Below are 24,945 nucleotides of genomic sequence, written 5' to 3'. Positions count from 1 at the left end.
AGCAATTAAAATGTGACCAACCCTACAAAAAATGTGATGAATTTGTAATATTAGGTTTAATTCTGAAAATTTGGCCTTTTAGCCTTTAAATATTGATGGAGATAAATTAGGTTTGCATCTTCAAAATCGTAATTCGTAAATCTAAAATCTAAAATTAACATGGTTGTATACGGCATTCCTAATTGTAACACAGTAAAAAAAGCGCTCGATTGGTTAAAAGCAAATCAAATAGATTTCGAATTTCATGATTTTAAGAAAAAAGGTGTTACTGCCGAGAAGCTAACCGAATGGTTTAATGCTTTTGGTTGGGAAAAGGTGATCAATAAAAATGGCTTAACTTTTAAAAAATTAACTAAAGAGCAACAAGCCGAAATAAATACTCCCGATAGCGCAATTAGTTATTTAATGCAAAACACAAGTGCCATAAAACGCCCAATTGTAGCGCAAAATGATAAGCCAATTTTAATAAGCTTTAATGAGCAGAATTACCAAGAAGTTTTAAAATAGATTTTAGAAAAATTAAACATAAAAAAATATAGGGTGTTCCAGGTTTATCAATCTTAAAACCCTATACTATGAAAGCAGCAGTATTTCACAAACCAGGCGATATCAGAGTAGATACCGTACCAGATCCAACTATTTTAGAGCCAAGAGATGTAATTTTAAAAGTTACTTCAACAGCTATTTGTGGCTCCGATTTGCACATTTTAAGTGGTGCAGTTCCGCAAAAAGACCCTTTAATTATGGGTCATGAATTTATGGGTATTGTAGAAGAAGTTGGTTCTGCAATTACCAATTTAAAAAGAGGCGACCGTGTGGTAGTTCCCTTTCCTATCGCTTGTGGCGAATGCTTTTTCTGCAACCACGAAGCTTCACCAGCCTGCGAAAATTCTAATTATAAAAACTATGGTCCGAATGGAAATATGATGGATCAAAAAGGTGCCGCTTTATTTGGCTATACCGATTTGTATGGTGGTTATTCTGGCGGACAAGCACAATATGTTCGTGTGCCCTATGCAGATATCAGTCCGAGGATAGTTCCAGAGAATTTAACAGATGACCAAGCTTTATTTTTAACTGATATTTTCCCAACGGGATGGTCGGCTTTAGATTGGGCACAACTTAAAGGTGGCGAAGTAGTTGCTATTTTTGGTTCAGGTCCAGTTGGATTAATGGCTCAAAAAGCAGCTTGGATAAATGGTGCAAGTAGAGTTATTGCTATCGACCCTTTAGACTATAGATTGGCAAAAGCAAAGGCAGTAAACAATGTAGATACTTTAAATCCGCACAAAGTGGATATTGTAGAAGCCATAAGAGAAATGACTGGCGGAAGAGGAGCTGATGTTTGTGTAGAAGCTTGCGGATTTGAACCTGAAAGAAGTTTTGTAGATAAACTGAAAGCAACCATCAATTTCGAAAAAGGATCGATGAAAGTTTTAGACATGTGTTTTGAAGCAGTGCGAAGAATGGGAACAGTTTCAATTGTTGGCGTTTATGGTTCTACCTATGATAATTTTCCTTTGCACCGAATTTTTGATAAAGGAATAACCATTAAACAAGGGCAAGCACCAGTTTTAAACTATATCGATAAATTAATTGAATTGGTTAAAGAAGATAAAGTAGTGCTAGATGATATCATTACACATACCTTGCCATTAGAAGAGGCAGTACATGGTTATAAAATTTTTGATGAAAAGCAAGACGATTGTGTTAAAGTTGTTTTAAAACCTTAATTACATTTTTTTGTTATCATTTAAAGCCATTGCCAAAGTTGCAATGGCTTTTTATTAAAATTCAATAAATCAACATTTGTATGTTAGAAAAAGAATTAATGCACCACGCTGCACGAACAGGAGATTTAGACGTGCTTAACGAGATGTTAAAAGGTAAACCTGATGTAAATATAAATGACGATAAAGGTTTTACACCCTTAATTATCGCTTGTTATAATAACCGGATTGAAGCAGCAAAACTCTTAATTGAGCATGATGCTGATGTTAATGCTCGAGATTTAGGAGGAAATACAGCTTTAATGGGTGTTGCCTTTAAAGGTTATCCAGAAATAGCAGAACTTTTAATAGAAAATGGAGCAGATTTAAATTTACAGCACGGCAATGGCGGTACAGCTTTAATGTTTGCTGCAATGTTTGGAAGAAATAATTTGGTTAAGCTTTTATTATTACATGGTGCCGATACCACAATTTGCGATGCCAGAGGTTTAACTGCAGCGGATTTAGCTGCACAACAAGGTAATGAAGAAGCACTGGAGTTGTTAGAGGCTTAGGGTAAAAATGTTCATTTTAATCTGCAAAAGATGATAAAGCAAAAGAGGCTGTATCATAAATCATTTTTTTAAAAAACTAACCAAATTTAATTTTACATACTGTCACGCTGAGCGTAGTCGAAGCGCACTAAAAGGTCTTCGACTACGCTCAGACTGACAAAATTTAATTCCGTTATCAGTATTTGATATTAACTTCTGATACAGTCTCTTTTGTTTTACTATGCAGGAACTTTTCTCGCCTTTTCCCTATCCCAAAAACGATGTTGGGCTATGGCTTTAATAAATTTTGTTGCTAAATCTTTGTTATTCCCAATAATTATACCATCCTCATTTACAGAGGAAGCAAAATAGGTTTCATTAATCACCTGTTTCGCATTTTCGTCTGCTGCAATTGCTTTGCAATGTTTAAAGGCTTCGTTCAAAAAATGAATGGCATCCGGTTCAGTCGCCAATGTTGCCACACTTTGTTTTCCGCCAGGTACATATACAGCGTCATAAAAAACAGATGCAGCTGTCACTAAGCTTTCATCCACCGGCAAAGCAGTTCCTTTGTCAGATTGAATATTTCCTAACTTCGGCGCTATAATTTCAACAGCAGCTCCTTCGGCTAATAAGGCTTGCTTAACTTCATTTAAAGATTTTTCATTTACTCCATCAGCTGCTAAAATGGCAATTTTTCTGGTCTTAATGCTATCTTTAATGGTGTTTTGCATACTTAAAGCTTCAGAAGTTTTTAGTTTACTTTTAACTTCTATGGGCTGGTAATCTTCTGGATTTCCATCTGCAGGAATACTATGATTAACAGGTTGAGTTAATTCAGTAGGAACTTTTAAGCCCAATGCAGTTGCAACTTTTTGTGCTAAATCTCCATCAATTTGAGTTAATCGCTCAATCATTTTCTCACGAATAGCAATGGTTTTAACCTTGCCTAATTCAAAGCGCAAGGCATCCACAATGTGATTTTTTTCTGCTTGAGATTGGCTGTTGTAAAATAATTTTGCCTGAGAAAAATGATCGAAAAAGCTTTTGCTTCTTGCCCTTACTTTTCTTGCATCAACTCGTTCGTTATAACTTGTAAAACCACCATCTGCTGCTTTTACTTGTGCCGGATCATTATTGCCTGTGGTATTAGGATTATAACTTGCTTTACCTCTGTTTATGGTTTGTCTCATTAAACCATCACGTTGGTTATTGTACACTGGTACAATTGGTCTGTTGATAGGTATTTCATGAAAATTCGGCCCACCTAAACGCAATAGCTGAGTATCAGTATAAGAAAATAATCTGCCTTGCATTAATGGGTCATTTGTAAAATCTATACCCGGCACTACATGCCCAACATGAAAAGCCACTTGCTCAGTTTCGGCGAAAAAGTTATCGGTATTTCTATTCAAAGTTAATTTACCGATGCGCTGTACCGGCACTAATTCTTCTGGTATCAACTTCGTTGGATCTAATAAATCGAAATCAAATTTGTGTTCATCAGACTCTGCTAAAATCTGTACACCAAATTCCCATTCTGGAAAATCGCCGTTTTGTATGGCTTCCCACAAATCTCTTCGGTGAAAATCTGGATCCTTTCCCGAAATATTTTGCGCTTCATCCCAAGCTACCGAGTGTACGCCTAATAATGGTTTCCAATGAAATTTTACAAAATTAGATTCACCTTTTTCGTTGATAAATCTAAAAGTATGAACGCCAAAACCTTCCATCATCCGCAAACTTCTGGGCAAAGCTCTATCACTCATTGCCCACATTACCATGTGGCTTGATTCTGGCATTAATGATATAAAATCCCAAAAAGTATCATGCGCACTTGCTGCCTGTGGCATCTCATTGTCTGGCTCTGGTTTAACAGCATGAATTAAATCAGGAAACTTCAAGGCATCTTGGATAAAGAAAACTGGCATATTGTTGCCAACCAAATCAAAATTTCCTTCTTGTGTGTAAAATTTAACGGCAAATCCTCTTACATCTCTTGCTAAATCTGATGAACCTTTTGAGCCTGCTACTGTAGAAAAACGAACAAAAACAGGTGTTTCTATCTCCGTATCGTTCAAAAATTGCGCCTTTGTTAACTCTGGTATTGCTTTATAAAGTTTAAAAACTCCATGAGCTCCAGAACCTCTAGCATGTACTACACGTTCAGGAATTCTTTCATGATCAAAATGGGTAATTTTTTCTCTTAGAATAAAGTCTTCTAATAAAGTTGCGCCTCTATCGCCAGCTTTTAAAGAATTTTGATCATCATTAATGCAAACTCCGTGGTTGGTTGTCATATTCTGATTACTTGCATCAGCATAATGCGCTGCTAATTTTTTTATTTTTTCACTATCATTAACTGCACTATCTTTTGGGTTAATTGGTTTTTTTGCCATAGGTTTATACATTGCTTAATAACAAGGTAACACTCATAAAATTTTAATGTTTTATAATATATTGATATTAATTTTTGATGCCTTAAAATTTTGCACTTGTCTGAGGAATCGTTTTCTTCATACTATTGTTAAATTTTGTTAAATAGCAGGGCTGAAGCTAAAAGAGCATTAAATTTGAACATGTACAAGAAGTTATTCATCTTCCTATTTCTATCATTACCACTATTGTCATTTGCACAGGGTATGCTTACTGGCGATATCTTTGATCACGACAATAGATCAATTAAAATACAAGGTGCAACAGTAAAGAATTTAACAACCAATTCATTTGCATTATCTGATAAAGATGGGCACTTTGCAATAGCTGCCAAAATAGGAGATTTGGTTTCTTTTGGGATGTCTGGTTATCAAACAGACACGGTTTACTTAACTAAATTGTTTCCTAAAAATGTATATTTAAGGGTTGAGGTAAATAATTTAAAGGCTGTTGACATTAATGGAGTTAAGATTTCTCCGCTGTTGGGTAACTTAGGTAATCCAGATAATAAACAAGCAACAAAAGCTGTAGATTACTCGAAAGAAAGAGGAGGTTTACGCCTTAACTTAGGCTATGGAAAATATAGACGCGATCAGGTTAAAGTACAACAACTTGAAGAGGATGAAATGTACCAAGATGAAATTAGGAGTAATTTTAATGAAGAGTATGTTAAATCGTTGGTTAAATTTGAAGGTCCTGGAATAAAGGATTTTTTAATAATGTACAGGCCAACAGTACAAGAAGTTAAGGCTGAGCGGCCGTTTAATTACGCTTATCATACGGCAAGAGCTTATCGAGCTTGGGTAAAATTACCATTAAGCCAAAGAAAATTACCATCATTAGTAAAGCCTAAATCTGTAAATTAAATTATCCTATTTCTTTATTGTTGCTGCAACCATATAGAGTAACATTAATACAGATTTATTTGGAAATATTTTCATACCGTTTAACTTTAACAAAAAATCTATATATGCATAAATTTATAACTAAAACTCTTTTAGGGGTTGTTGCAATGTGTTCTTTTACATTTGCAAGTTTTGCTCAAACCACAGCTCCAGCTACAAACTATGATCCTTCAGATGCATTTGGGCCATTGTTTTATACTCAAAATGGAAATGAATATCGTTCTGCAAGCGGTGCGCCAGGTGCTAAATATTGGCAAAACAGAGTTGATTATAATATCACGGCTAATTTAGATGAGACTAAGAATATGGTTAGTGGTTCTATCACAATTACCTATAAAAATAATAGTCCAGACAAATTACCTTTTGTTTGGCTACAATTAGATCAAAATACTTTTAAAGAAACCTCACGTGGTTACATGATTACCCCAGCAAGAAGCCGCTATGGTGCGCATGGCGAAAAATTTGATGCGGGTTATAAAATAAGCAACATCAGCGTTGCTAAAAAAGCGGGTACAGTTCAGTTTACTTCTTTGGTTGAAGATACAAGAATGCAAATTCGATTAGATCAACCTATGTCGCCGGGAGGAGATGTAATTACCATAAAAATGGATTACTCTTATATTTTGCCAAAAGAAGGTTCTGATAGAACTGGTCATTTGACAACTAAAAATGGGGAGATATTCGCGATTGCTCAATGGTTTCCACGTATGTCTGTTTATGATGATGTAATTGGATGGAATACTTTGCCTTATTGGGGTGGGGGTGAGTTTTATTGCGAATTTGGCGATATAACCTATGCTGTTACAGCACCAGCAAGCCATATTGTATTGGGTTCTGGAGAATTATTAAATCCGCAAGATGTATTTACAGCAGAACAACTTAAAAGATGGAATGCTGCTAAATCTAGTGATGCCACAGTTCATATTCGTTCTGAAGCAGAAGTATTAGATCCAAAATCTCGCCCAGCAGGAGATAAATTAACTTGGAAGTTTAAAATTTTAAATGCACGTGATGCAGCCTGGGCTTCTTCAAAAGCATTTGTATTAGATGCTGCTCGTATCAATTTACCTAGCGGGAAAAAATCGCTTGCTGTTTCTGCTCATCCGGTAGAAAGTAATGGAATGGATTCTTATGGTAGAGGTGTAGAATATGTTAAAGCTTCTATCGAACATTACTCTAAAAAATGGTTCGAATACCCTTACCCAATGGCTATTAATGTGGCTACTAATATTGGTGGTATGGAATATCCTGGTATTGTGTTTTGTGGTTGGACAGCTAAAAAAGGAAGTGCTTGGGGCGTGATTGATCACGAGTTTGGTCATACATGGTTTCCGATGATTGTAGGTTCTAACGAACGTAAATTCGGTTGGATGGATGAAGGATTTAATACTTTCATTAATGGTTTATCATCAGAAGAATTTAATAATGGCGAGTACAAAGAGCGTCCGATGAATATGCATGCTATTGGTAAAGCAGTAATTGGTAATCCTCGTTATGAAAACATCATGTTAATACCTGATGGTATGACCGAAGCAAATATTGGCGTAAACTTATACAGTAAACCAGGTTGGGGTTTAGATATTTTAAGAAATCAAGTTTTGGGAGCTGATCGTTTTGATTACGCTTTTAAAGAATACATTAAAAATTGGGCTTACAAACACCCAACTCCATACGATTTTTTTAGATCGATGGAAAATGCTGCTGGCGAAGATTTATCATGGTTTTGGAGAAGTTGGTTTTTAAACAGCTGGAAAAATGATCAAGCAATTGGTGATGTTAAGGAAGTTAAAGTAGATGGAAAATTAGCCGCATATACCATACAAGTTAAAAATTTAGAGAAAATGCCAATGCCGATTATTTTGGAGGTAAAAACCAAAAGTGGTAAAACAGAAATTGTTAAAGTACCTGTAGATGTTTGGATGAAAAATACCTCTTGGTTAGTTCGTTATGCAACTACCGAAGAAATAGTTGAAGTTAATATAGATCCTGAGAAAGTTCTTCCAGATGGAAATCCGGATAATAATACTTGGAAAGCAGGTAATTAGAAACAATGCTTAAATTATAAAGCCTCACTAAAATTAAATTTAGTGAGGCTTTTTTGCAATAAAATAGTTGAGTTTGCACTAATAAAATCTCAACTTAACTCAATATTCTTTAATCGCTCTGCAACATTTAAAATTTCATTAAACATTTGCTCAGCACCTGCTAAAACATCATAATTGCTATCGGCAGGTAAAGCATTTAAATGACACAAAAACTCTTGCCAATTAGGGATTAACTCTTTACCATAAATGCCGTAATAGCTAAAATTAAATGTTTCAGGGAAATTTGGATTTAAGCGAAGTTGCTTAATAATTACACTTCCACCTAATGTGGCACCTTCTAAAACATACATTGCACCTAAAGCCGCATATTCATTTTTGAGCGCTAGCTTAGTTATGTTTATTTGTTCTAATTGTTGTTTTTTTAAGCCAACTTGATCTACATCCAAAGATAAAGAATGTAACTTTTTCCGCTTATGGACACCAATTTTATCAGCAATTTCTATCGAAAGCTTGTCGAAAATCTCATCTTCGTGATGCCAATGAACCAGGTAGTTACAAGAAACTAGTTGTTTGTATTGTTCTATATTTAGTGTCTTTTGCATGATTTGATTAACGAACATTTGCTGCTCAAGTTCATTATGCAAACTTTGGGTATGTGCTTTTAGCTTTTCTTGTAGTGTCAATTAAAAGATATAATTAATTAAGTCCGCGGTTTTGTAAAAACCAAAACTCATGCATGGTTTTTAAACAAGTTAATAGGTTGTTGTAACCATCGGGTTTGGTTACATAAGCATTAGCGCCAAACTCGTAAGATGCTTTAACATCTTGAGGATTATCAGAGGTAGAAAAAAGGATAACAGGAATATATTTTAAATGAGGCATCTCTTTAATGGTTTTTAAAATATCCAGTCCTGATAATCCTGGTAAGTTTAAATCAAGTAAGATTAATTTTGGCAAGTTTTTTTCGTCAGAAAACAATCGTAATTGGTCAATAGCATCCCTTCCATCTTCAACTATGCTTAGTTTAAGTTCTTCCTGTATCTCACCAATTGCTGTTTGCAAAATAAACGCATAATCTGGATCATCTTCTACATAAAATATATCAGGCGTGCTCATCATCTTTTACAATTTTTTAAATGACAGATAAAATGTTGTTCCTTTGTCAAGTTCGCTTTCAAACCATATCCTACCGTTGTGCCTTTCTACAATGCGTTTAACAATTGCAAGCCCAACACCAGTACCTTCAAAATCTTTTACGTTTTCCATCCGTCTGAAAAGCTCAAATACCTTGTCGTGGTTATCCACTTCAATTCCTATGCCATTATCAGCTATTTTATAAATAATTTCTCCATTAACTTCCTCTCCATTAATGGTAATTGTTGGGTTTATTGATTTTGTAGAGTATTTAACAGCATTAGAAATGATATTAGTAAACACCTGATTAATGAGTATAGTATCTCCGTCAATTGCTGGGCAATTGCCAATTTCAATGCTCATATGATCTGCTTTATAAGCAGAAACAACGGTTTGGCAAATGTCGTTAATCATTTCTTGTACATTGATATGAGCCAGTTCTATATCGGCTCTGCCTACCCGAGCAAGTTTTAAAATTTCATCAATTAAAAAACGCATTTTATCTGCACCAACTAACACTCTATCTAAAAGTTGAACATTTTTGTCCTCAATATTTTTGTTTCTAGCTAAAAATAGTTCAGTATAACTTTTAATTGCTGTTAATGGCGTTCTCAAATCGTGGGAGATGGTGTAACTAAAAGTGTCTAGTTCCTCGTAAGCAAGTTTTAGGCGTTCATTTAAAAGGCGTATTTCGTCTGCTCTTTTGTTAATGGTATTGGTAATTTTTTCTCTGAGTTTAAGCGCTCCATTAATTTCAGAAGTTGACCACTTTGGAGCGGTGTTTTTTACAATTTCTGTAAAGCTCTCAAAAGAATTTCTAGGCGATAGATTTAGCATTCCAACCTCACTTTTTTCAACTGGCTTTTCTGGGTTTCCGGCCCAATACATCGTTGCTAAAGTTTCTTGCTTAAACCAAATAATTAGTTCTCCCATGCTTTTAGACAATAGGCAAGCAATAATGCCACTCGCTGTTTTGGCAAAAGATAAGGCCGGTTTGTAATGAGCTGATAGTTGATGAGTGTAATAAATAGAATCATTCATCGTAAGTTTTAGCCAATTAATGAGTGGTTCTAATTGCTCCATTGCAGGAGTTTGGCCTAAAGTATAAATCTTCTTTTCGTAAATAATGGCTACACCTGTTGCACTATTTGCATCAAGTAAATTGGTTTTGTGTTTAGTTAATGCGCTAATAATTTCAGGATCGCTTTCTAATTGTTCAGAAAGTGCATCAACAGCAGTTTGGTAAACTTGGTCATTTTCATTGTTAAATTCGGCTTCCCTAAACTCTAATGCCGAGGATAAAATATTACCGATCAATTTGCAACCTTCTCGTGCCTTGTAATCAATAAATTTAGGGCTATAATTATGACAAGCAATTAGGCCCCATAGCTCACCGTTTAACAAAAGTGAAATGCTAAAACTACTTGCCACACCCATATTTTTTAAATATTGAATATGGATTGGCGAAACCGCTCTTAATGTAGAATGTGTCAAATCTAGTGGAGCATCGTTATTAAAAGTTGCAATTGCAGCACTTTCTGTATAAACATCAGCAATAATGCGTGTCATGTTAAGTTTATACAACTCTCTCGCTTGTTTTGGGATGTCTGAAGCAGGGTAATGTAAACCAAAAAATGGCTCTAATTCTTCATTCTTTTCCTCTGCAACTACTTCGCCATGCCCATCTTCCTGAAACTTATAAATCATTACCCGATCATACTCAATTAGCCTTTTAACTTCGGCAGCGGCTTTTTCAAGTAAGCCATTTAATGATCGGTTTAAAAGTATTTCTGCTACAGATTTACCAATAATATGTTGCACATCGTATTGCAATGTGGCAATCTCAAACTCCAAAATGTAATTTTCTGCAGAGCGATGCAAAATTAAATAATATGGATTGCCTTTAATAGTTAACTTATATGGATTAATTAGGTCAAATCCCTGACTTTTGCCAAGGGCTAGTATAGCTTCAAGTTCAATTTCTACACCAAGGTTAGCTAAAAGGTCGATAAGATTTTGTAATGGCTGATCTAATAAGGCTGTAGCGCTTTCTCCTAAATGATTAACAAGGTTTTCGCTAGCGTAAGTAATGTTAAAATTTTGAGAATTGACCGCCAAAAGGAAGCCATGTGACTGAATTTTTCCTGGGATGTGAATTGGTTCCCGGTCACAGTTTGTAAGGTCAATAGAATGCATTATGTATTTTAAGGGTAAACTCTGCAAAAATATCATATTTTAAAAAACAATTAGTAATGATATAATTGTGGGCTTGTATAAAGTTACAACATTTTAGAGTATTAATTGATTTTCAATAGATTATATTTTTTAATTGGCTTAAATAGCGAGCAATCTACTGTATAAATTTATGCGATATAATAATGCTTAATTTTGCTCATGCGCAAAGGTGATTTTAAATTCTTCAGTTTTTTAAATGGTTATTTTAAACTTCATTTTTCATTTTAAATAAAAAGTATATGCCGTAATTTTTAGTGTATAAATACTCAATTATTCCTAAATAAAGTAAAGTGATTAAAATTGGCGCTAAATTCACGTCGTTTTTAACTAAAGGTTAATACAAGGAATCAAATTACAATTTTGTAAATAGTTTAAATATTCTTAAAAGTTTTAAATGGTAAAACTTTAACTGTTAATGATTTGTTTGATTTGAATACAAAGTTTAATACACAAAAGTTTATGAAAATGTCTAATGATGAGTTGTTTATTAAAATTGCAGAACAGTCTGATGACGGATATTTTATATTTAATTTAACCACTAAAAGCTTTATATACAGTAATAATGGATTAAGTAATTTGTTAGAAATTCCTGGACAAGAGATTAATAATTATATAACGAATTTAATCGAGTTTGTACATCCCGAGGACAGGTTACACGCAATCAATTGTTTTAACGAATGCCTAAATCAATTTCACGAAAAGAAATACGAAATACGTTTAGAATTTAACCATAAAGAAAAGTTTGTACGGTTTTCTGTTTTTTCATATTTAGAAAACGACATGTATTTTATTTGTGGCACCGCCGAAGACACAACCATAGATAGACACAATAAAATACACATTGAGCAAATTAATGCGCATAAAAATATCATGCTTGAGGTGCTTTCGCACGATTTAAAAGAGCCACTGGCGATGATCCGTTTAGCTGCAAGTTCTATGGAGAATGAAGTTGCATTGAGTGGAAATAATGAAATGATTACCTCAATTTCTTTCATCAAAGAGATGTGTGAGCGAAATATAAAATTAGTAAGAAGCTTAATTAATAAAGAATTTGTAAAATCAAGTGTAATTGAGCTTAAAAAAGAGCGAACCGAGGTTGTTTGGGAATTAGAAGATCTTATTCGTTTTTACAGAAGATCTAATTTACGTGATATTAGAGATTTTCGTTTTACGAGTTCGCATGATAAAATTCACCTCATGCTTGATACAATGAAGTTTATGCAGGTGATCAATAACTTAATATCTAACGCGATAAAATTTACATCGCTAAACGGGACTATAGAATTATCTGTAATGGATAGCGATAATAAAGTGGTAGTAGCGGTAGCAGACAATGGCATAGGTATAGCCGAAGAGCAAAAACCAAATCTGTTTGCATTGGAAACAAAAAAATTAAAGCTTGGGTTAATAGGAGAGAACTCAGGTGGTTTAGGAATGAACATCATTAAAACAATAGTAAAACTACACGATGGCGAAATTTGGTTTGAGAGCGAAAAAGGTAAGGGGTCTAAATTTTATATCGAATTGCCAAAGGACTGAAAATCATGATTAGAATAGTAATTGTAGAAAATCAGCAAATCATGTTATCCTCACTTGCGGCATTGTTAGGTAAATACGAAAACATGAAAGTAATAGCCGAAGTAACATGTGCTAATGAGTTATTTTCATTATTAGATAGTAAACCAAAGGTTGATCTGATTATTACTGATGTGATGATGCCCGATACTGATGGAATTACAATGATTGCGCAATTGAGGGAGAAAAATATAACTATTCCTGTAATTGTATTGTCTATGTTAGAAGATGAAAAACATAGCACTGCTGCGTTTAGGGCAGGTGCAAATGCTTATTTATCAAAAAATATTGATGTTGATGAAGTTTTATTTGCCATTAATACAGTGATGAAAGGCAATCGCTATTTTGCGTCAGAATTGGTTATTCAGGTATTAGAACGCTACCATAAACAAATAGGTATTAACGAAGATGATCAAAGGAAAATTTCATTTTCTGATAGAGAAATCAGTGTGATGGATTTAATGGCCGAAGGTTTAACCAATCAACAAATTGCTGATTTACTTTTCTTGAGTAAAAGAACAGTTGAAGGAATTAGGCAATCTATTTTAGATAAAACTGGGGCAAAAAACTCTGCGGCTTTAATAAAGTATGCAATTTTGCATGGTTATATAGGTCTTTAACACAATTAAACTAAATATATCACAGTGTGATAAACAATATAGAATTTAAACTGTTCAGTTGCTAAGAGAGTTTCTGTTCAATAAGTTTATAACGCTGATATGTTAAAAGGTTATAAAGACCATCACATCATTAAATTGATAAAAGATAATCATCACTCTGGCTGTAAAGAGATCATAGCAAGTTATGGCTCTGCTATTTATGGAATAATTTTCAGAATTGTTAATGACGAGGCCTTGGCAAACGAATTATTGAAAAATACCATTTATAAATTATGCAATGATATAAAATGCAATAAATTAAACATGCTTTGCGTATTTACCCACTTAATGCAAATTGCAAGAAACTTGGCAAAATCGCATCAGCAAAAACTATCAACAAAACCTTTAAAACCTATTCATTTAAATACTATATTAGACCTCATTGTAAATAAAGGCTTAAGTTTAATAGAAACAGCTAAAATCATGAATTTATCATTAGCAGAAGTTTCATCGGGTTTAAGAGTTGAATTAAAACGCAAACAAAATAATATATCTTGAATTTACAGCCTTACATAGCTAGCGGAATTTTAGAACTTTATGTTTTAGATTTACTTTCTCCTGATGAGAAATTAGGTGTGGAAAGAATGCTAAAGGTATATCCAATACTTAAGCAAGAAGTTTTGGCGATAGAAAATGCTTTAGAACATTATGCAAATGCCAATGCTATACAACCTAGTAAAAAACTAGAAAATGATATGCTAGAGATTGTTAAAAATTTAACAATCGAAAAAGAAATTAGCCTTAGCCAACTTCCAGTAATCAATCAACATTCTAATTACCTTAATTGGATGCCTTTGCTTGAGCAAGTTAAACCTGTACAACTAACTGATGGCATTTTTAATAAAGTGTTGCAACATAATGATCAAATTACGCAAGTGTTGGTTGTTTCAGAAATAAACATACCTGAAGAAATACATGAAGATGAGCATGAAAGTTTCTTGATTTTACAAGGCAATTGCGAATGCATAGTAAGTGGAAAATCTCGTTTTATGGGCCCTGGAGATTTTATGGAGATACCTTTGCACGAGCCGCATGATGTAATTTTAAAAAGCAAACAGGTTACAGCTATTTTGCAGCGTTTAAAAGTCTTAACTTAAATTTTAGATATTTATTTAATTCGAAAAGAAACCGTTTAAATTTCGAAAGACTAAATTGTTTGTTTTTGGAGATAAATGATATGGCACATAGCCCTGAGAAGTGCCCACAAATACCAAACTTAGTTATAAAATCAAACCGATCATTTTTGAACAGTATCTAAAATCAAAAAAAGCTTTCCGTTTCTGGAAAGCTTTGTAATTACTTGTTTCTTGAGTGAGCTAAAATCTTACTGATAGTTTCATCAGATGGATTTTTTACGAGCTGATCAAGTTGTGGCTTAATACTGTTATAAAACAGTTCATCTTGTTGTTCTGCCTCTGCAGCAGCTATTTGTGAAGGCTGTACATTTGGTGAACTGACAAGGTTAGTTGAAGTAGAGGTTTTTGTCATACGCAAAAAAATATATTTAGTTTTTAGTGATTTAACGTTGGTTATGTTCGCTTTATTTTATTACAGTTTTAAAATAATAACTTTTCGTTGGATAAAGTACTTTCACTTAACAACTTGTTACACTAAAACGTTTTAAAAACTATTTAAACCACTATAAATCGCCAAAAATTAATTTGTCACATTTTTGTTGCTGTAGTTTTGGCGTGATGCTGTTGTAATTAGCCATAAGCATTTACTTTTGTAATATAAACCCGACAAACGCGAATCCCGTTTTTTTCGGGAGTAGCATTGGCGGGGCTAAATTAGCCAAAAGCTTGTAACACTGTTTTTCAAAAAAAGAAAAATGGTTAGCACCTGAATAGTAAAATAGATTTTTTTGTCAGTTTAAACGTAGTAGAAAATCTATTTTAATTTATACATCGAAAAAATCGACCACGTTATTGATGTTATTTTTTAAAAATCAAAAGCTGGGAGTGAGGATTTAAGAATTTCTGGTGCTCACTTCTTTTACATTCATCATTTTGCGCAAATTACTTAGTGCATATCGCATACGCCCCAAAGCGGTATTAATACTCACATCAGTTAAATCTGCAATATCTTTAAAACTTAAATCAGCATAATGGCGCATAATTAAAACCTCTTTTTGTTCATCGGGTAAAAGGTGAATCATGGCTCGCAAATCTATATGTGTTTGTTCACGTAACATTCTATCTTCGGCGCTTTCTTCGTGAATTTGAATGAGGTTTAAAACATCTGTTCCATCAGCGCTAGTAATTACTGGTGCTCGCTTTTCTCGGCGAAAATAATCGATAACCAAATTATGCGCAATACGCATAACCCAAGGCAAAAATTTACCTTCTTCGTTATAGCGACCGCTACGAAGCGTGTTAATTACTTTGATAAAGGCATCTTGAAAAATGTCTTCGGCAAGGTATTGGTCTTTTACCAATAAATATATTGAGGTATAAATTTTTGATTTGTGCCTGCGGAGTAATTCTTCTAATACTGATTCTTCTCCGTCAAGATATAACTTCACCAAATCCTGATCACTATACTGTTGTATTTTCATAGGAGTGCGTATAAAAAACTCTTCTTTTTTTATTAAATAATAAATAAGTAGCTGTTTTAATCTATAGCTTTTCTCCTTGTTTTTAAGATGTTGGTTTCTAACTTGTGTGAGTTATAAATTCAAATGACGGATTTTTTTTTGACAATCCAATAATAAATATGTTAAAAAATGTAAAATTTTGTAAATCACAGATAATATAGAGCTTGGTTGAAACCATTTTCGTAAATTTGAAGTTGTTAAATATTATAGCTACAAGGCGGTTCATGAGTAAGGAAATAGAGAAAGATCCACACAAACATATCATCATAAAAGGGGCAAGGGTACACAATTTAAAAAATATTGATGTAGCTATTCCGAAAAATAAATTAGTGGTTATTACCGGTATGTCTGGCTCTGGAAAATCTTCCTTGGCTTTTGATACTTTATATGCCGAAGGTCAGCGCCGTTATGTAGAGAGTTTATCATCTTATGCCCGTCAGTTTATGGGCCGTATGAATAAACCTGATGTTGATTACATCAAAGGCATTGCTCCGGCAATTGCTATTGAGCAAAAGGTAATTACTTCAAATCCACGCTCAACTGTAGGTACAAGTACCGAAATTTACGATTACCTTAAACTACTTTTCTCAAGAATTGGTATAACCTATTCGCCAGTTTCTGGTGCTGTTGTTAAAAAAGATACCGTTACCACAGTGGTGGATTTTATTATCAGTTTAGGTAATGATGCCGTTGTAACCATATTTTGTCCGTTACACCCACATAATAACCGTTCTGTTAAAGAAGAATTGGCTGTTTTGCTGCAAAAGGGCTTTTTGCGTGTTTATTTTAAAAATAAAATAGCAAAGATTGAAGATTTACTAGAAGATGAAGCTATTAAAGATGTAGAGCTTACCGATACAGAAACCATAAGAATTTTAATAGATCGTATTGTTGTTAACGAAGAAGAAGAAACTTTAAGTCGCATTGCTGATTCGGTACAAACCGCATTTTTTGAAGGCAAAGGCGATTGTTTTGTAGAGCACGAAGGTAAGCAAACCTTTTTCTGCGATCGTTTTGAATTAGATGGTGTTAAGTTTGAAGAACCAACGCCAAATTTCTTCAGTTTTAATAATCCTTATGGTGCTTGTAAACGTTGCGAAGGTTATGGAAATGTAATTGGCATTGACGAAGATTTGGTTATTCCTGATAAGAGCAAAAGTTTGTATGATAATGCGATTGCCCCATGGCGTGGCGAAAAAATGGGCGAATGGTTAAAGCAATTTATTAAAAACGCAGATAAATTTGATTTTCCAATTCATCGCTCTTATAGCGAATTAACTGAAAAACAACAGCGCCTAATTTGGACAGGCAATAAATACTTTGCTGGTTTAGATGCCTTTTTTAAAGAGTTAGAAGAGCAAACCTATAAAATTCAGTACCGTGTAATGCTTTCGCGATACCGCGGAAAAACAGTTTGCCCAGATTGTAAAGGCACACGCTTGCGTAAAGATGCGAGTTATGTTAAAATTAGCGGAAAATCTATTTTAGATATGGTTTTAATGCCATTATCTACAATTTTGCCATTTTTCGAAAAGTTAGAGCTTTCAGAAACTGAGGTAAAAATTTCTAAACGGTTATTGGCAGAGGTTACCAGTAGAATTTTATACTTAAATAATGTTGGTTTAGGTTATTTAACTTTAAATCGACTATCAAATACACTATCAGGTGGCGAAAGTCAGCGGATTAATTTGGCAACATCTTTAGGAAGTAGTTTAGTTGGTTCAATTTACGTTTTAGATGAGCCTAGCATTGGTTTACATCCGAGAGATACCCATAAACTAATTGAAGTTTTAACATCGCTTAGAAACGTAGGTAATACGGTTTTGGTTGTAGAGCATGAAGAAGAGATGATGAAAGCTGCGGATTACATCATAGATATTGGTCCAGAAGCGGGCACGCATGGCGGAAATTTAGTTTTTAGCGGTACTTACGAGGAGATTATTATAGATGATAAATCTTTAACGGGTAGGTATTTAGCTGGCAAAGAAGAAATCGCTATTCCATTAAAAAGAAGAGGTTGGAAAGATCATATCGTGATTAAGGGAGCCAGAGAAAATAACTTAAAAAATATTGATGTAAAATTCCCTTTGGGTGTTTTTACCTGTGTTAGTGGTGTATCTGGTTCTGGAAAGACGAGCTTGGTAAAAAAAATCTTGTATCCTGCTTTGCAGAAGGCTATTGGTAATTATGCAGGCGAACAAACAGGAAGTTACGATGGTATTTTTGGTAATATAGATTTGGTTAGCCAGGTAGAAATGGTCGATCAAAATCCGATAGGCCGTTCTTCACGTTCAAATCCCGTAACCTATGTAAAAGCTTGGGATGATGTGAGGGCTTTGTTTTCGGCATTACCAGCCGCAAAAGCAGGTGGCTTAAAGCCTGCAGCATTTTCTTTTAACGTGGAAGGTGGCAGATGCGATACTTGCCAAGGCGAAGGTGAAGTTAAAATTGAGATGCAGTTTATGGCAGATATTTATTTGCCTTGCGAAACATGTAGTGGAAGAAGGTTTAAACAGCAAGTTTTAGACATTACTTATCAGGATAAAAACGTTGCTGATATTTTAGATTTAACCATCGAAGAAGCGGTAGAATTCTTTAAAAATGAGCCGAAAATTTTGCAAAAATTAAATCCACTGTTAGATGTTGGTTTAGGCTATGTACACTTAGGGCAATCATCAAATACCTTATCTGGCGGCGAGGCACAAAGGATAAAATTAGCATCATTTTTAATTAAAGGCAATAATGCTCAAAAAACCATGTTCATTTTTGATGAGCCAACTACTGGGTTGCATTTTCATGATATTAAGAAGCTTTTAAAAGCTTTAAATACGTTAATTGAACAAGGCAATACCATTTTGGTTATTGAGCATAATATGGATATGATTAAATGTGCCGATTGGGTAATTGACATTGGTCCAGAAGGTGGAGATAAAGGTGGGAATATAGTTTTTGAAGGTAAACCAGAAGATTTATTAAAAGTTAAAGGATCTTATACTGGCCAGTTTTTAAAAACACATTTAAAATAATTATTTACCATTTAAAGAATATATTTGGTTTAGGTGTAACAAACAAAAGCTAATTATCATCTTATCAACCAAATTTTTTTAGCGATAAATCATCAATAAAATCTATCACTAACAAGGTATAATTTAAATAACTATCTTCGCAAAGTATGCTCTTGCTAACCTTAATTATAGGCATCTTATTAAATGCCATGGGTTATATTCCGCCAGGTAATATTAACCTTACTGTGGCTCAACTTACCATAAATAAGGGTATGCGCCAAGCATTATACTTTATACTTTCGTTTTCTATCGTAGAAGTATTTTTTACATTCGGAATGATGCGTTTTGCCCGGTGGATAGTGAGTGATGTTAGTTTAGATGCAAGTGTAAGTGAAGTTAGATTAGGTACATACGTAGATGTATTTATGATTATGCTGTTTATTGTGATGGGCACAGTAACTTGGGTAAATCGCAAAAAGTTGCCTAAAACTAAAGCAGAAGATAACAGAAGTAAAAGAGGAAGTGTTTTTTATGGGATGTTGTTAGGCGTTTTAAATCCCGTACAAATTCCTTTTTGGTTGTTTTTTGGTAACTACATTATTTTGCACGAGTGGATTGAGATAGACTATCTTTCTTTGGTTATTTTTAGTTTAGGCTCTGGTATGGGATCTGCATTGGCCTTATATGGTTATGCGCATTTTGCCAAATACATTCAAGAAAAGTTTGCATTGAGTAGCCTGTTAATCAATAAATCAATAGCTATATTTTTATGGGTTTTGGCCTTATATTTAATTGTAAAACAATTAGGTATTCAGTTTCATTGGTGGGGGTAAATTTTATTTCTGCTTAGATGAATTAAGAAATTATCTTTTCTTCAAATGATAATTGTATCAGGTGTGTGTCTCACCTTAAATCAATAAATTAATCATCATCTTTCTGATAGCCTTCATAGTAATACGATTGCTCTATGCCTTTAAAAATGAGCTCTCGATTGTTGATATCATCGCTTAAATTACTAGCTAATAAAGTTCTTATCTCTAAATCGTTTATAGGGCTTCTTTCCATTGCTTGTAAGTAAAGAAATTTATCTACAAACTGCCAATCAACCACTTTTTTAAGTTTGGTTTTCAGTATCAGATCTAGCCATATCCGCATCGTTCGGCCATTACCCTCCATAAAAGGGTGAGCAATATTCATTTCTACATATTTTTCGATAATTTCTTCAAAAGTGTTTTCTGGCATTTGCTCGATTTTATTTAATCCCTCTTCTAAATAAAGGGCTGTAGCAAACCTAAATCCGCCTTTTGAAATGTTTTTAGTGCGTACTTTGCCTGCAAAATCATATAGCTCGTTAAATAAATAGAGGTGGATTTGTTGCAATCCTTTATATGTGCCTATTTCAAAACTATCTATCGTTTTGGTTTCAAATAAACGATAGGCGTTTTCTAAACTTAATTTATCTATATTTTTCATCTCAATTTTTAACCATTGAATATCAAACCAAAACAATTGTATTGAAATAGGTTTAACTACTTCAATAACTCTGGTATTTTCTTGTTGTTACCCACAATCCATACAATATCATCATTTTCGAATACTAAATTCGAATCTGGGTTTAAAATACGAACTCCATTTCTTTCTATACCAACCACCAAGCCTTGTGTTCTTTCTCTAATTCCCGAATCTCTAATAGTTTGTCCGAATACAGGAGATTTACTATTAATTACAATTTTTTGCAATGACATGTCTTGCTTAGGAAACGAAGTAGCGTTTTCATCAACTATACCTTCAAATAATGGCTTTACGGAAGCCAATTGATCATCAGTGCCAATTACCAATACTTTGTCATTTGGGTAAAGCCTTTCTGTTCTGGCAGGCGTGGGGATCATTATTTTACCTCGCTCAATTAAAGCGATATTGATACCGTATTTCTCACGAACGGCTAACTCTACTAATGTTTGTCCAACCAATGTAGATTCGGGTGCTACAATCAACTCTAAAAGGTGACTATCCCAAGGTAAAATTTCTGGTTGTTTGTTAGCTTGTTCTCTAGCGTTGAGGTTATTTAAAAACCTAAACTCCATCCGTTCATAAAATGTCTGTAATTTTCTTGAAAAAACCACCATCCCAACAATAATTAAACCTAAGGCTATGCTTACGGCAACAATGGTATTGTAAAACTGATAAATTAAAAATCCAACAAAAAATACTGCTAAAGCAATTCTCAATAATTCAATTGCTATTAATGGCCCACGAGTATATTTCTTGTTTAACCAAAGATGAGAGTAGGCTTTTCTTTCTATCCTTCTTATTGCCAAAGCCCATAAAAATGGAACCATAAAAATTAAGGCAATTATCAAACTTACAATCGTTCCGTTATCACCATTAAAAATATGTTTGCTTACAAAAGGTTGTAAATACCTTGATGAAAGTAATACAATGCCAATTAGTACGGTGCCGTGGATAATTGTATTAAATGTATATGCCTTTAAAAGTGTTTTCCAATCGCTAAAAGTAGTGATTCCTTGGGTGCTTGAGCTGTATCTAGTAATTGCATTGAGCCATCGCTGGGGTAAAATCCTAGTTAAAAAGTTATAGAATGGTTCTGAAACTTTAATTAGATAAGGTGTTGTGAAAGTAGTGATAGCTGATGCTGCAACTGCTATTGGATACAAAAAGTCGCTAGTTACTTTAAGTGTTAAACCTAAAGTGGCAATAATGAAGGAGAACTCGCCAATTTGTGCCAAACTCATGCCTGCTTGTACCGATGTTTTTAATGGCTGTCCAGAAAGCAAAGCCCCCAAAGTTGAGCTTATTAATTTACCTAAAACCGTTGCTAAGGTTACTACAGCTATGGGTAAGGCATACTCAAGTAAAATACTTGGATCAATCAACATACCAACTGAAACAAAAAATATAGCTGCAAATAGATCTTTAACAGATTTGGTTAGGTGTTCTATTTTTTCGGCTTGTGTTGTTTCAGCCAAAATTGAGCCCATTATAAATGCCCCAAGTGCTGGAGAAAAACCAACTTTAACGGCTAATAAAACCATTATTAAACATAAAGCTAATGACACAATCAACATCGTCTCATCATTCATTAGTTTTTTAGTAGCTTTTAAAAACGTTGGGATTAAAAAGATTCCTCCTAAAAACCATAACACTAAAAAGAATGCGAGTTTAAGTATTGAAATCAGCATCTCAGTACCCGCAAATTGCTGACTAACGGCCAAAGTAGAGAGTAATACCAACAATAATATGGCAACTAAATCTTCAACAATAAGGACTCCGAAAACTAAGCCAGCGAATTTTTTATGTTTTACACCTAGCTCTTCAAATGCTCTAATAATGATTGTTGTAGATGAAACAGATAATATACCACCTAAAAATATGCTATCCATTGTACTCCAACCCAACATCTTACCTACACCAAAGCCAATTGAAAGCATAAATACAACTTCAACAATTGCAGTTATAGAAGCCGAGCCACCTACTTTTACTAATTTTTTAAAACTAAATTCTAAACCGAGACTGAAAAGAAGAAATATTACGCCAATTTCGGCCCAAATGGTGATGCTTTTATGGTCGGTTACGGTTGGTGTAAAGTCTAAATAAGGACCAACAATAACGCCAGCCAAAATATAGCCAAGCACTAAAGGTTGTTTAATTTTTTTAAATAGGAGTGTAGTAACTCCTGCTGCGGCAAGAATAAGGCCTAAGTCGGCTATGAGAACTGGTAAATGGATCATAAAGAATATTTTTTGATAGTAAAATAATGTTGCGTATAAGCAATGTAGTTACCAAAAAGTATGCTTAGGGTAAAGATGATTTAGTATAAATGAATAATGTTTTTTTAGGAAACAGCCATAAGATAAGGCTGTTTTAAGAGCGCTATAAATTTCAATCCCTTCTTTACGAGCGTAAAAATTTACAATATAAGTTAACTTTACTATAGGCTGATTTGCAATATCAACTATCACAAAAGATCTATTAAAAGTTTGGGTTAACTTTTGCTTGTTACTTATAGAGCTTGATTTTTTAACAACTTCTTTATTCTGAAAAGCTTCTTGTACAAATGCAAGAGTTCCGTCTTCTGCGGTGCAAACCACAAAAGATTGAAAGCAAAACAATAGCAAACAAGTTGTTAAAAACCTCATTGCTATAAATATAATGAAATTAAGGCTTTTTTTAGGTAGAAAATGGTAATTTTAATTAGCGCTGACTAAAATAAGCTAAAGTAGCTTCTTTATCTTGATGAAGTTGTACGGTTAATGCCTCTAAACCTGTAAACTTTACATCATGGCGCAAGAATTTTAGAAAGTTCATTTTGATAGTCTGACCATATATTTCACGATCAAAATCGAAAATGTTTACTTCAATATTTCGGGTCATTCCATTAATAGTTGGGCGTTGCCCGATGTAGGCCATACCTTTAAAGGTTGAAGGTAGGAGGTTTGAGGGGATATGGTTTGCGTCCTCTACTTTCGATCCTTCTGCCTTTCCGCCTTCATTCATTTCAATTGTTACGGCATAAATTCCATCACCAGGGATTAATTTATAGGTTTCTTCCACAAAAATATTTGCGGTGGGGAAGCCAATTGTACGACCAATTTTATCGCCTTTTATTACTGGTCCGCTAATTGAAAAATCATAACCTAAATAGGTTGCTGCCAAAGAAACATCTCCATCTAAAAGTGCAGCCCTAATTTTTGTAGAACTTACTGCAACATCATTAATATCTTGTTCCGCAATTTCTTCGATGGCATACTTAAAAACTTCAGCTTGCTTAATCAATTCATCCATCCCGCCTTTGCGATCTTTGCCAAAACGATGATCATATCCAACTATAAGTTGCTTTGTGCCAATGGTATCAATTAAAATATCTTTGATATAATTTGCTGGCTCAAGGTTTGAAAAATCTCTGGTAAAAGGGGTAATAATTAAATGGTCTACACCTAATTTTGCTAAAATTTCTGCTTTTTCATGAATGGTATTGATCATTTTTAAGTCCTGATTTTCTGGATCAATGATCATCCGCGGGTGCGGAAAAAAAGTTAAAATTACACTTTCACCACCAGTTGTTTTTGCCAACTCGCAAAGTCGATTAATAATTTTTTGATGCCCAAAGTGTACACCATCAAATGTACCAATGGTTACAACAGCATTGTCGAGTTTTTTAAAATCAGATAGTTGATGATATATTTTCAAAATTATTACGTGTTAATGAAAAGCCTGACGTTTAACAACTCCTCCTTTTATGTCGGCAATTTGCTGCTGTACAACAAAAGCATCGGGGTCAATTTGTCTAATTTCTGTTTGTAATTTGCTCATTTCTAGCTTAGTTACCACAGTATAAATAATGTCGATGTCTTTCTTTTCTAAGTATCCACCTTCGCCTTTATAAATGGTTACACCTCGTTTCATGTTGGTAATGATAAAATGTTTGATTTCATCATTTTTTTCTGAAATAATAGTTACCCCGGTGTAAGCTTCTAAACCATTTACGATAAAATCAACAGTGTTGGATGCAGATAAATAGGTTAAAATTGCATAAAGTGCAGTTTCTATATTTAAAAAGTATGCTGCAAACGCAAAAATAATAATGTTCAGGATTAAGATAATGTTGCCAACAGTGAACATGCTATTTCTGCTAATGTATAACGCTAAAACCTCGGTTCCGTCAATTACACATCCGCCACGCATGGCAAGTCCAATACCACCTCCTAAAAAGAAACCACCAAAAAAGGCTATTAATAATTTATCGTGTGTAATAGGTTGAAAAGGTATAAATATTAGCGCTAGAGATAGAAAAGTAATCGCCACTGCTGTTTTAATTGCAAATCTTTTCCCCAATTGTTTATATCCCATTATAATAAATGGAATGTTTATTACTACGATTAGGTAAGATAAATTCCATCCAGTTAATGCCCTAACCAGCAGCGAAATTCCTGTAACGCCACCATCAATAAAATGACTGGGCAGCAAAAAACTTTTAAGTCCGAAACAAGCAGCTACCACTCCACAAATAATTAATGCAGCCTCTTTTAGTAGATGTTTGTATTTTTTAGTGTTAATTCTGTGACCTTCCATTT

22 protein-coding genes are annotated in these 24,945 nt (G+C 34.0%); 11 read left to right on the top strand and 11 right to left on the bottom strand.

Features of this window, described 5'->3' with window-relative positions; translation table 11 throughout:
• The first annotated feature begins 159 nt into the window (after window positions 1-159).
• The 3 genes from FA045_RS11665 to FA045_RS11655 all read left to right on the top strand — a co-directional run bounded on the left by FA045_RS11665 (window position 160) and on the right by FA045_RS11655 (window position 2,284).
• Window positions 160-507, top strand: coding sequence for a Spx/MgsR family RNA polymerase-binding regulatory protein (locus tag FA045_RS11665; protein ID WP_136877260.1), 348 nt, complete (start codon window positions 160-162; stop codon window positions 505-507).
• A 68-nt stretch (window positions 508-575) separates the two neighbouring features.
• Window positions 576-1,733 carry a zinc-dependent alcohol dehydrogenase gene (locus FA045_RS11660; protein ID WP_136877259.1) on the top strand — a complete coding sequence of 386 codons (1,158 nt, stop codon included), beginning with the start codon at window positions 576-578 and terminating at the stop codon, window positions 1,731-1,733.
• Between the two features lie 80 nt (window positions 1,734-1,813).
• The gene (locus tag FA045_RS11655; RefSeq protein WP_136877258.1) at window positions 1,814-2,284 is read left to right on the top strand and encodes an ankyrin repeat domain-containing protein; all 471 of its coding nucleotides are present in this window, start codon (window positions 1,814-1,816) and stop codon (window positions 2,282-2,284) included.
• A 218-nt stretch (window positions 2,285-2,502) separates the two neighbouring features.
• On the opposite strand, the gene FA045_RS11650 is transcribed toward FA045_RS11655, so the two are convergent.
• Window positions 2,503-4,662, bottom strand: a complete 2,160-nt coding sequence (locus FA045_RS11650; RefSeq protein ID WP_136877257.1) for a catalase — start codon at window positions 4,660-4,662, stop codon at window positions 2,503-2,505.
• A gap of 180 nt (window positions 4,663-4,842) precedes the next feature.
• On the opposite strand from FA045_RS11650, the gene FA045_RS11645 reads away from it, so the two are divergent.
• Together FA045_RS11645 and FA045_RS11640 are read left to right on the top strand one after the other, a co-directional pair.
• Window positions 4,843-5,565 carry a hypothetical protein gene (locus FA045_RS11645; protein WP_136877256.1) on the top strand — a complete coding sequence of 241 codons (723 nt, stop codon included), beginning with the start codon at window positions 4,843-4,845 and terminating at the stop codon, window positions 5,563-5,565.
• 104 nt (window positions 5,566-5,669) lie between these two features.
• A complete protein-coding gene (locus FA045_RS11640; RefSeq protein WP_169305052.1) occupies window positions 5,670-7,649 on the top strand; it encodes a M1 family metallopeptidase in 1,980 nt (659 codons plus the stop codon).
• 89 nt (window positions 7,650-7,738) lie between these two features.
• Here FA045_RS11640 and FA045_RS11635 read toward each other — a convergent pair whose 3' ends face one another.
• Genes FA045_RS11635 through FA045_RS11625 form a run of 3 tightly spaced genes read right to left on the bottom strand, consistent with a single transcriptional unit; the run spans window position 7,739 to window position 10,979 of the window.
• Complete coding sequence (locus FA045_RS11635) at window positions 7,739-8,332, bottom strand: biliverdin-producing heme oxygenase (protein ID WP_136877255.1); 594 nt, start codon at window positions 8,330-8,332, stop codon at window positions 7,739-7,741.
• A gap of 13 nt (window positions 8,333-8,345) precedes the next feature.
• A complete protein-coding gene (locus FA045_RS11630) occupies window positions 8,346-8,768 on the bottom strand; it encodes a response regulator (protein ID WP_225871329.1) in 423 nt (140 codons plus the stop codon).
• 3 nt (window positions 8,769-8,771) lie between these two features.
• A complete protein-coding gene (locus FA045_RS11625; protein WP_136877254.1) occupies window positions 8,772-10,979 on the bottom strand; it encodes an ATP-binding protein in 2,208 nt (735 codons plus the stop codon).
• 498 nt (window positions 10,980-11,477) lie between these two features.
• Here FA045_RS11625 and FA045_RS11620 point away from each other — a divergent pair, with 498 nt between their 5' ends.
• From FA045_RS11620 to FA045_RS11605, 4 genes are all read left to right on the top strand, one after another.
• Window positions 11,478-12,557 carry a PAS domain-containing sensor histidine kinase gene (locus FA045_RS11620; protein ID WP_136877253.1) on the top strand — a complete coding sequence of 360 codons (1,080 nt, stop codon included), beginning with the start codon at window positions 11,478-11,480 and terminating at the stop codon, window positions 12,555-12,557.
• 5 nt (window positions 12,558-12,562) lie between these two features.
• A complete protein-coding gene (locus FA045_RS11615) occupies window positions 12,563-13,213 on the top strand; it encodes a response regulator transcription factor (RefSeq protein WP_136877252.1) in 651 nt (216 codons plus the stop codon).
• Window positions 13,214-13,312: 99 nt separating this feature from the next.
• Window positions 13,313-13,750, top strand: coding sequence for an RNA polymerase sigma factor (locus FA045_RS11610; protein WP_136877251.1), 438 nt, complete (start codon window positions 13,313-13,315; stop codon window positions 13,748-13,750).
• Window positions 13,747-14,349, top strand: a complete 603-nt coding sequence (locus FA045_RS11605) for a cupin domain-containing protein (RefSeq protein WP_136877250.1) — start codon at window positions 13,747-13,749, stop codon at window positions 14,347-14,349. Before FA045_RS11610 ends, FA045_RS11605 begins: the two co-directional genes overlap by 4 nt.
• A 199-nt stretch (window positions 14,350-14,548) precedes the next feature.
• Here FA045_RS11605 and FA045_RS11600 read toward each other — a convergent pair whose 3' ends face one another.
• Together FA045_RS11600 and FA045_RS11595 are read right to left on the bottom strand one after the other, a co-directional pair.
• Window positions 14,549-14,740: a hypothetical protein gene (locus FA045_RS11600; protein ID WP_136877249.1), complete on the bottom strand. Its 192-nt coding sequence runs from the start codon at window positions 14,738-14,740 to the stop codon at window positions 14,549-14,551.
• 481 nt (window positions 14,741-15,221) lie between these two features.
• Window positions 15,222-15,809, bottom strand: coding sequence for an RNA polymerase sigma factor (locus FA045_RS11595; RefSeq protein WP_136877248.1), 588 nt, complete (start codon window positions 15,807-15,809; stop codon window positions 15,222-15,224).
• 263 nt (window positions 15,810-16,072) lie between these two features.
• Here FA045_RS11595 and uvrA point away from each other — a divergent pair, with 263 nt between their 5' ends.
• Together uvrA and FA045_RS11585 are read left to right on the top strand one after the other, a co-directional pair.
• Window positions 16,073-18,874, top strand: coding sequence for an excinuclease ABC subunit UvrA (gene uvrA / locus FA045_RS11590; protein ID WP_136877247.1), 2,802 nt, complete (start codon window positions 16,073-16,075; stop codon window positions 18,872-18,874).
• Window positions 18,875-19,020: 146 nt separating this feature from the next.
• Window positions 19,021-19,686, top strand: coding sequence for a LysE family transporter (locus FA045_RS11585; protein WP_136877246.1), 666 nt, complete (start codon window positions 19,021-19,023; stop codon window positions 19,684-19,686).
• Between the two features lie 88 nt (window positions 19,687-19,774).
• Here the strand turns inward: FA045_RS11585 and fic are convergent, their stop codons facing one another.
• The 5 genes from fic to FA045_RS11560 are packed head-to-tail and all read right to left on the bottom strand — an operon-like array spanning window position 19,775 to window position 24,943.
• Window positions 19,775-20,326 carry a protein adenylyltransferase Fic gene (gene fic, locus FA045_RS11580; protein ID WP_136877245.1) on the bottom strand — a complete coding sequence of 184 codons (552 nt, stop codon included), beginning with the start codon at window positions 20,324-20,326 and terminating at the stop codon, window positions 19,775-19,777.
• Between the two features lie 56 nt (window positions 20,327-20,382).
• Window positions 20,383-22,602, bottom strand: a complete 2,220-nt coding sequence (locus FA045_RS11575; protein ID WP_136877244.1) for a cation:proton antiporter — start codon at window positions 22,600-22,602, stop codon at window positions 20,383-20,385.
• A gap of 48 nt (window positions 22,603-22,650) precedes the next feature.
• Complete coding sequence (locus tag FA045_RS11570) at window positions 22,651-23,010, bottom strand: hypothetical protein (RefSeq protein WP_136877243.1); 360 nt, start codon at window positions 23,008-23,010, stop codon at window positions 22,651-22,653.
• 55 nt (window positions 23,011-23,065) lie between these two features.
• Window positions 23,066-24,061, bottom strand: a complete 996-nt coding sequence (locus tag FA045_RS11565; protein ID WP_136877242.1) for a bifunctional riboflavin kinase/FAD synthetase — start codon at window positions 24,059-24,061, stop codon at window positions 23,066-23,068.
• Between the two features lie 12 nt (window positions 24,062-24,073).
• Complete coding sequence (locus FA045_RS11560; RefSeq protein ID WP_136877241.1) at window positions 24,074-24,943, bottom strand: YitT family protein; 870 nt, start codon at window positions 24,941-24,943, stop codon at window positions 24,074-24,076.
• Window positions 24,944-24,945: the final 2 nt, after the last annotated feature.

The sequence above is a fragment of the Pedobacter cryotolerans genome (genome assembly GCF_005116475.1).
Classification (GTDB): domain Bacteria; phylum Bacteroidota; class Bacteroidia; order Sphingobacteriales; family Sphingobacteriaceae; genus Pedobacter; species Pedobacter cryotolerans.
The sequence above is the reverse complement of the archived record's forward strand: the minus strand, read 5'-3'. Positions and strand labels throughout refer to the sequence as shown.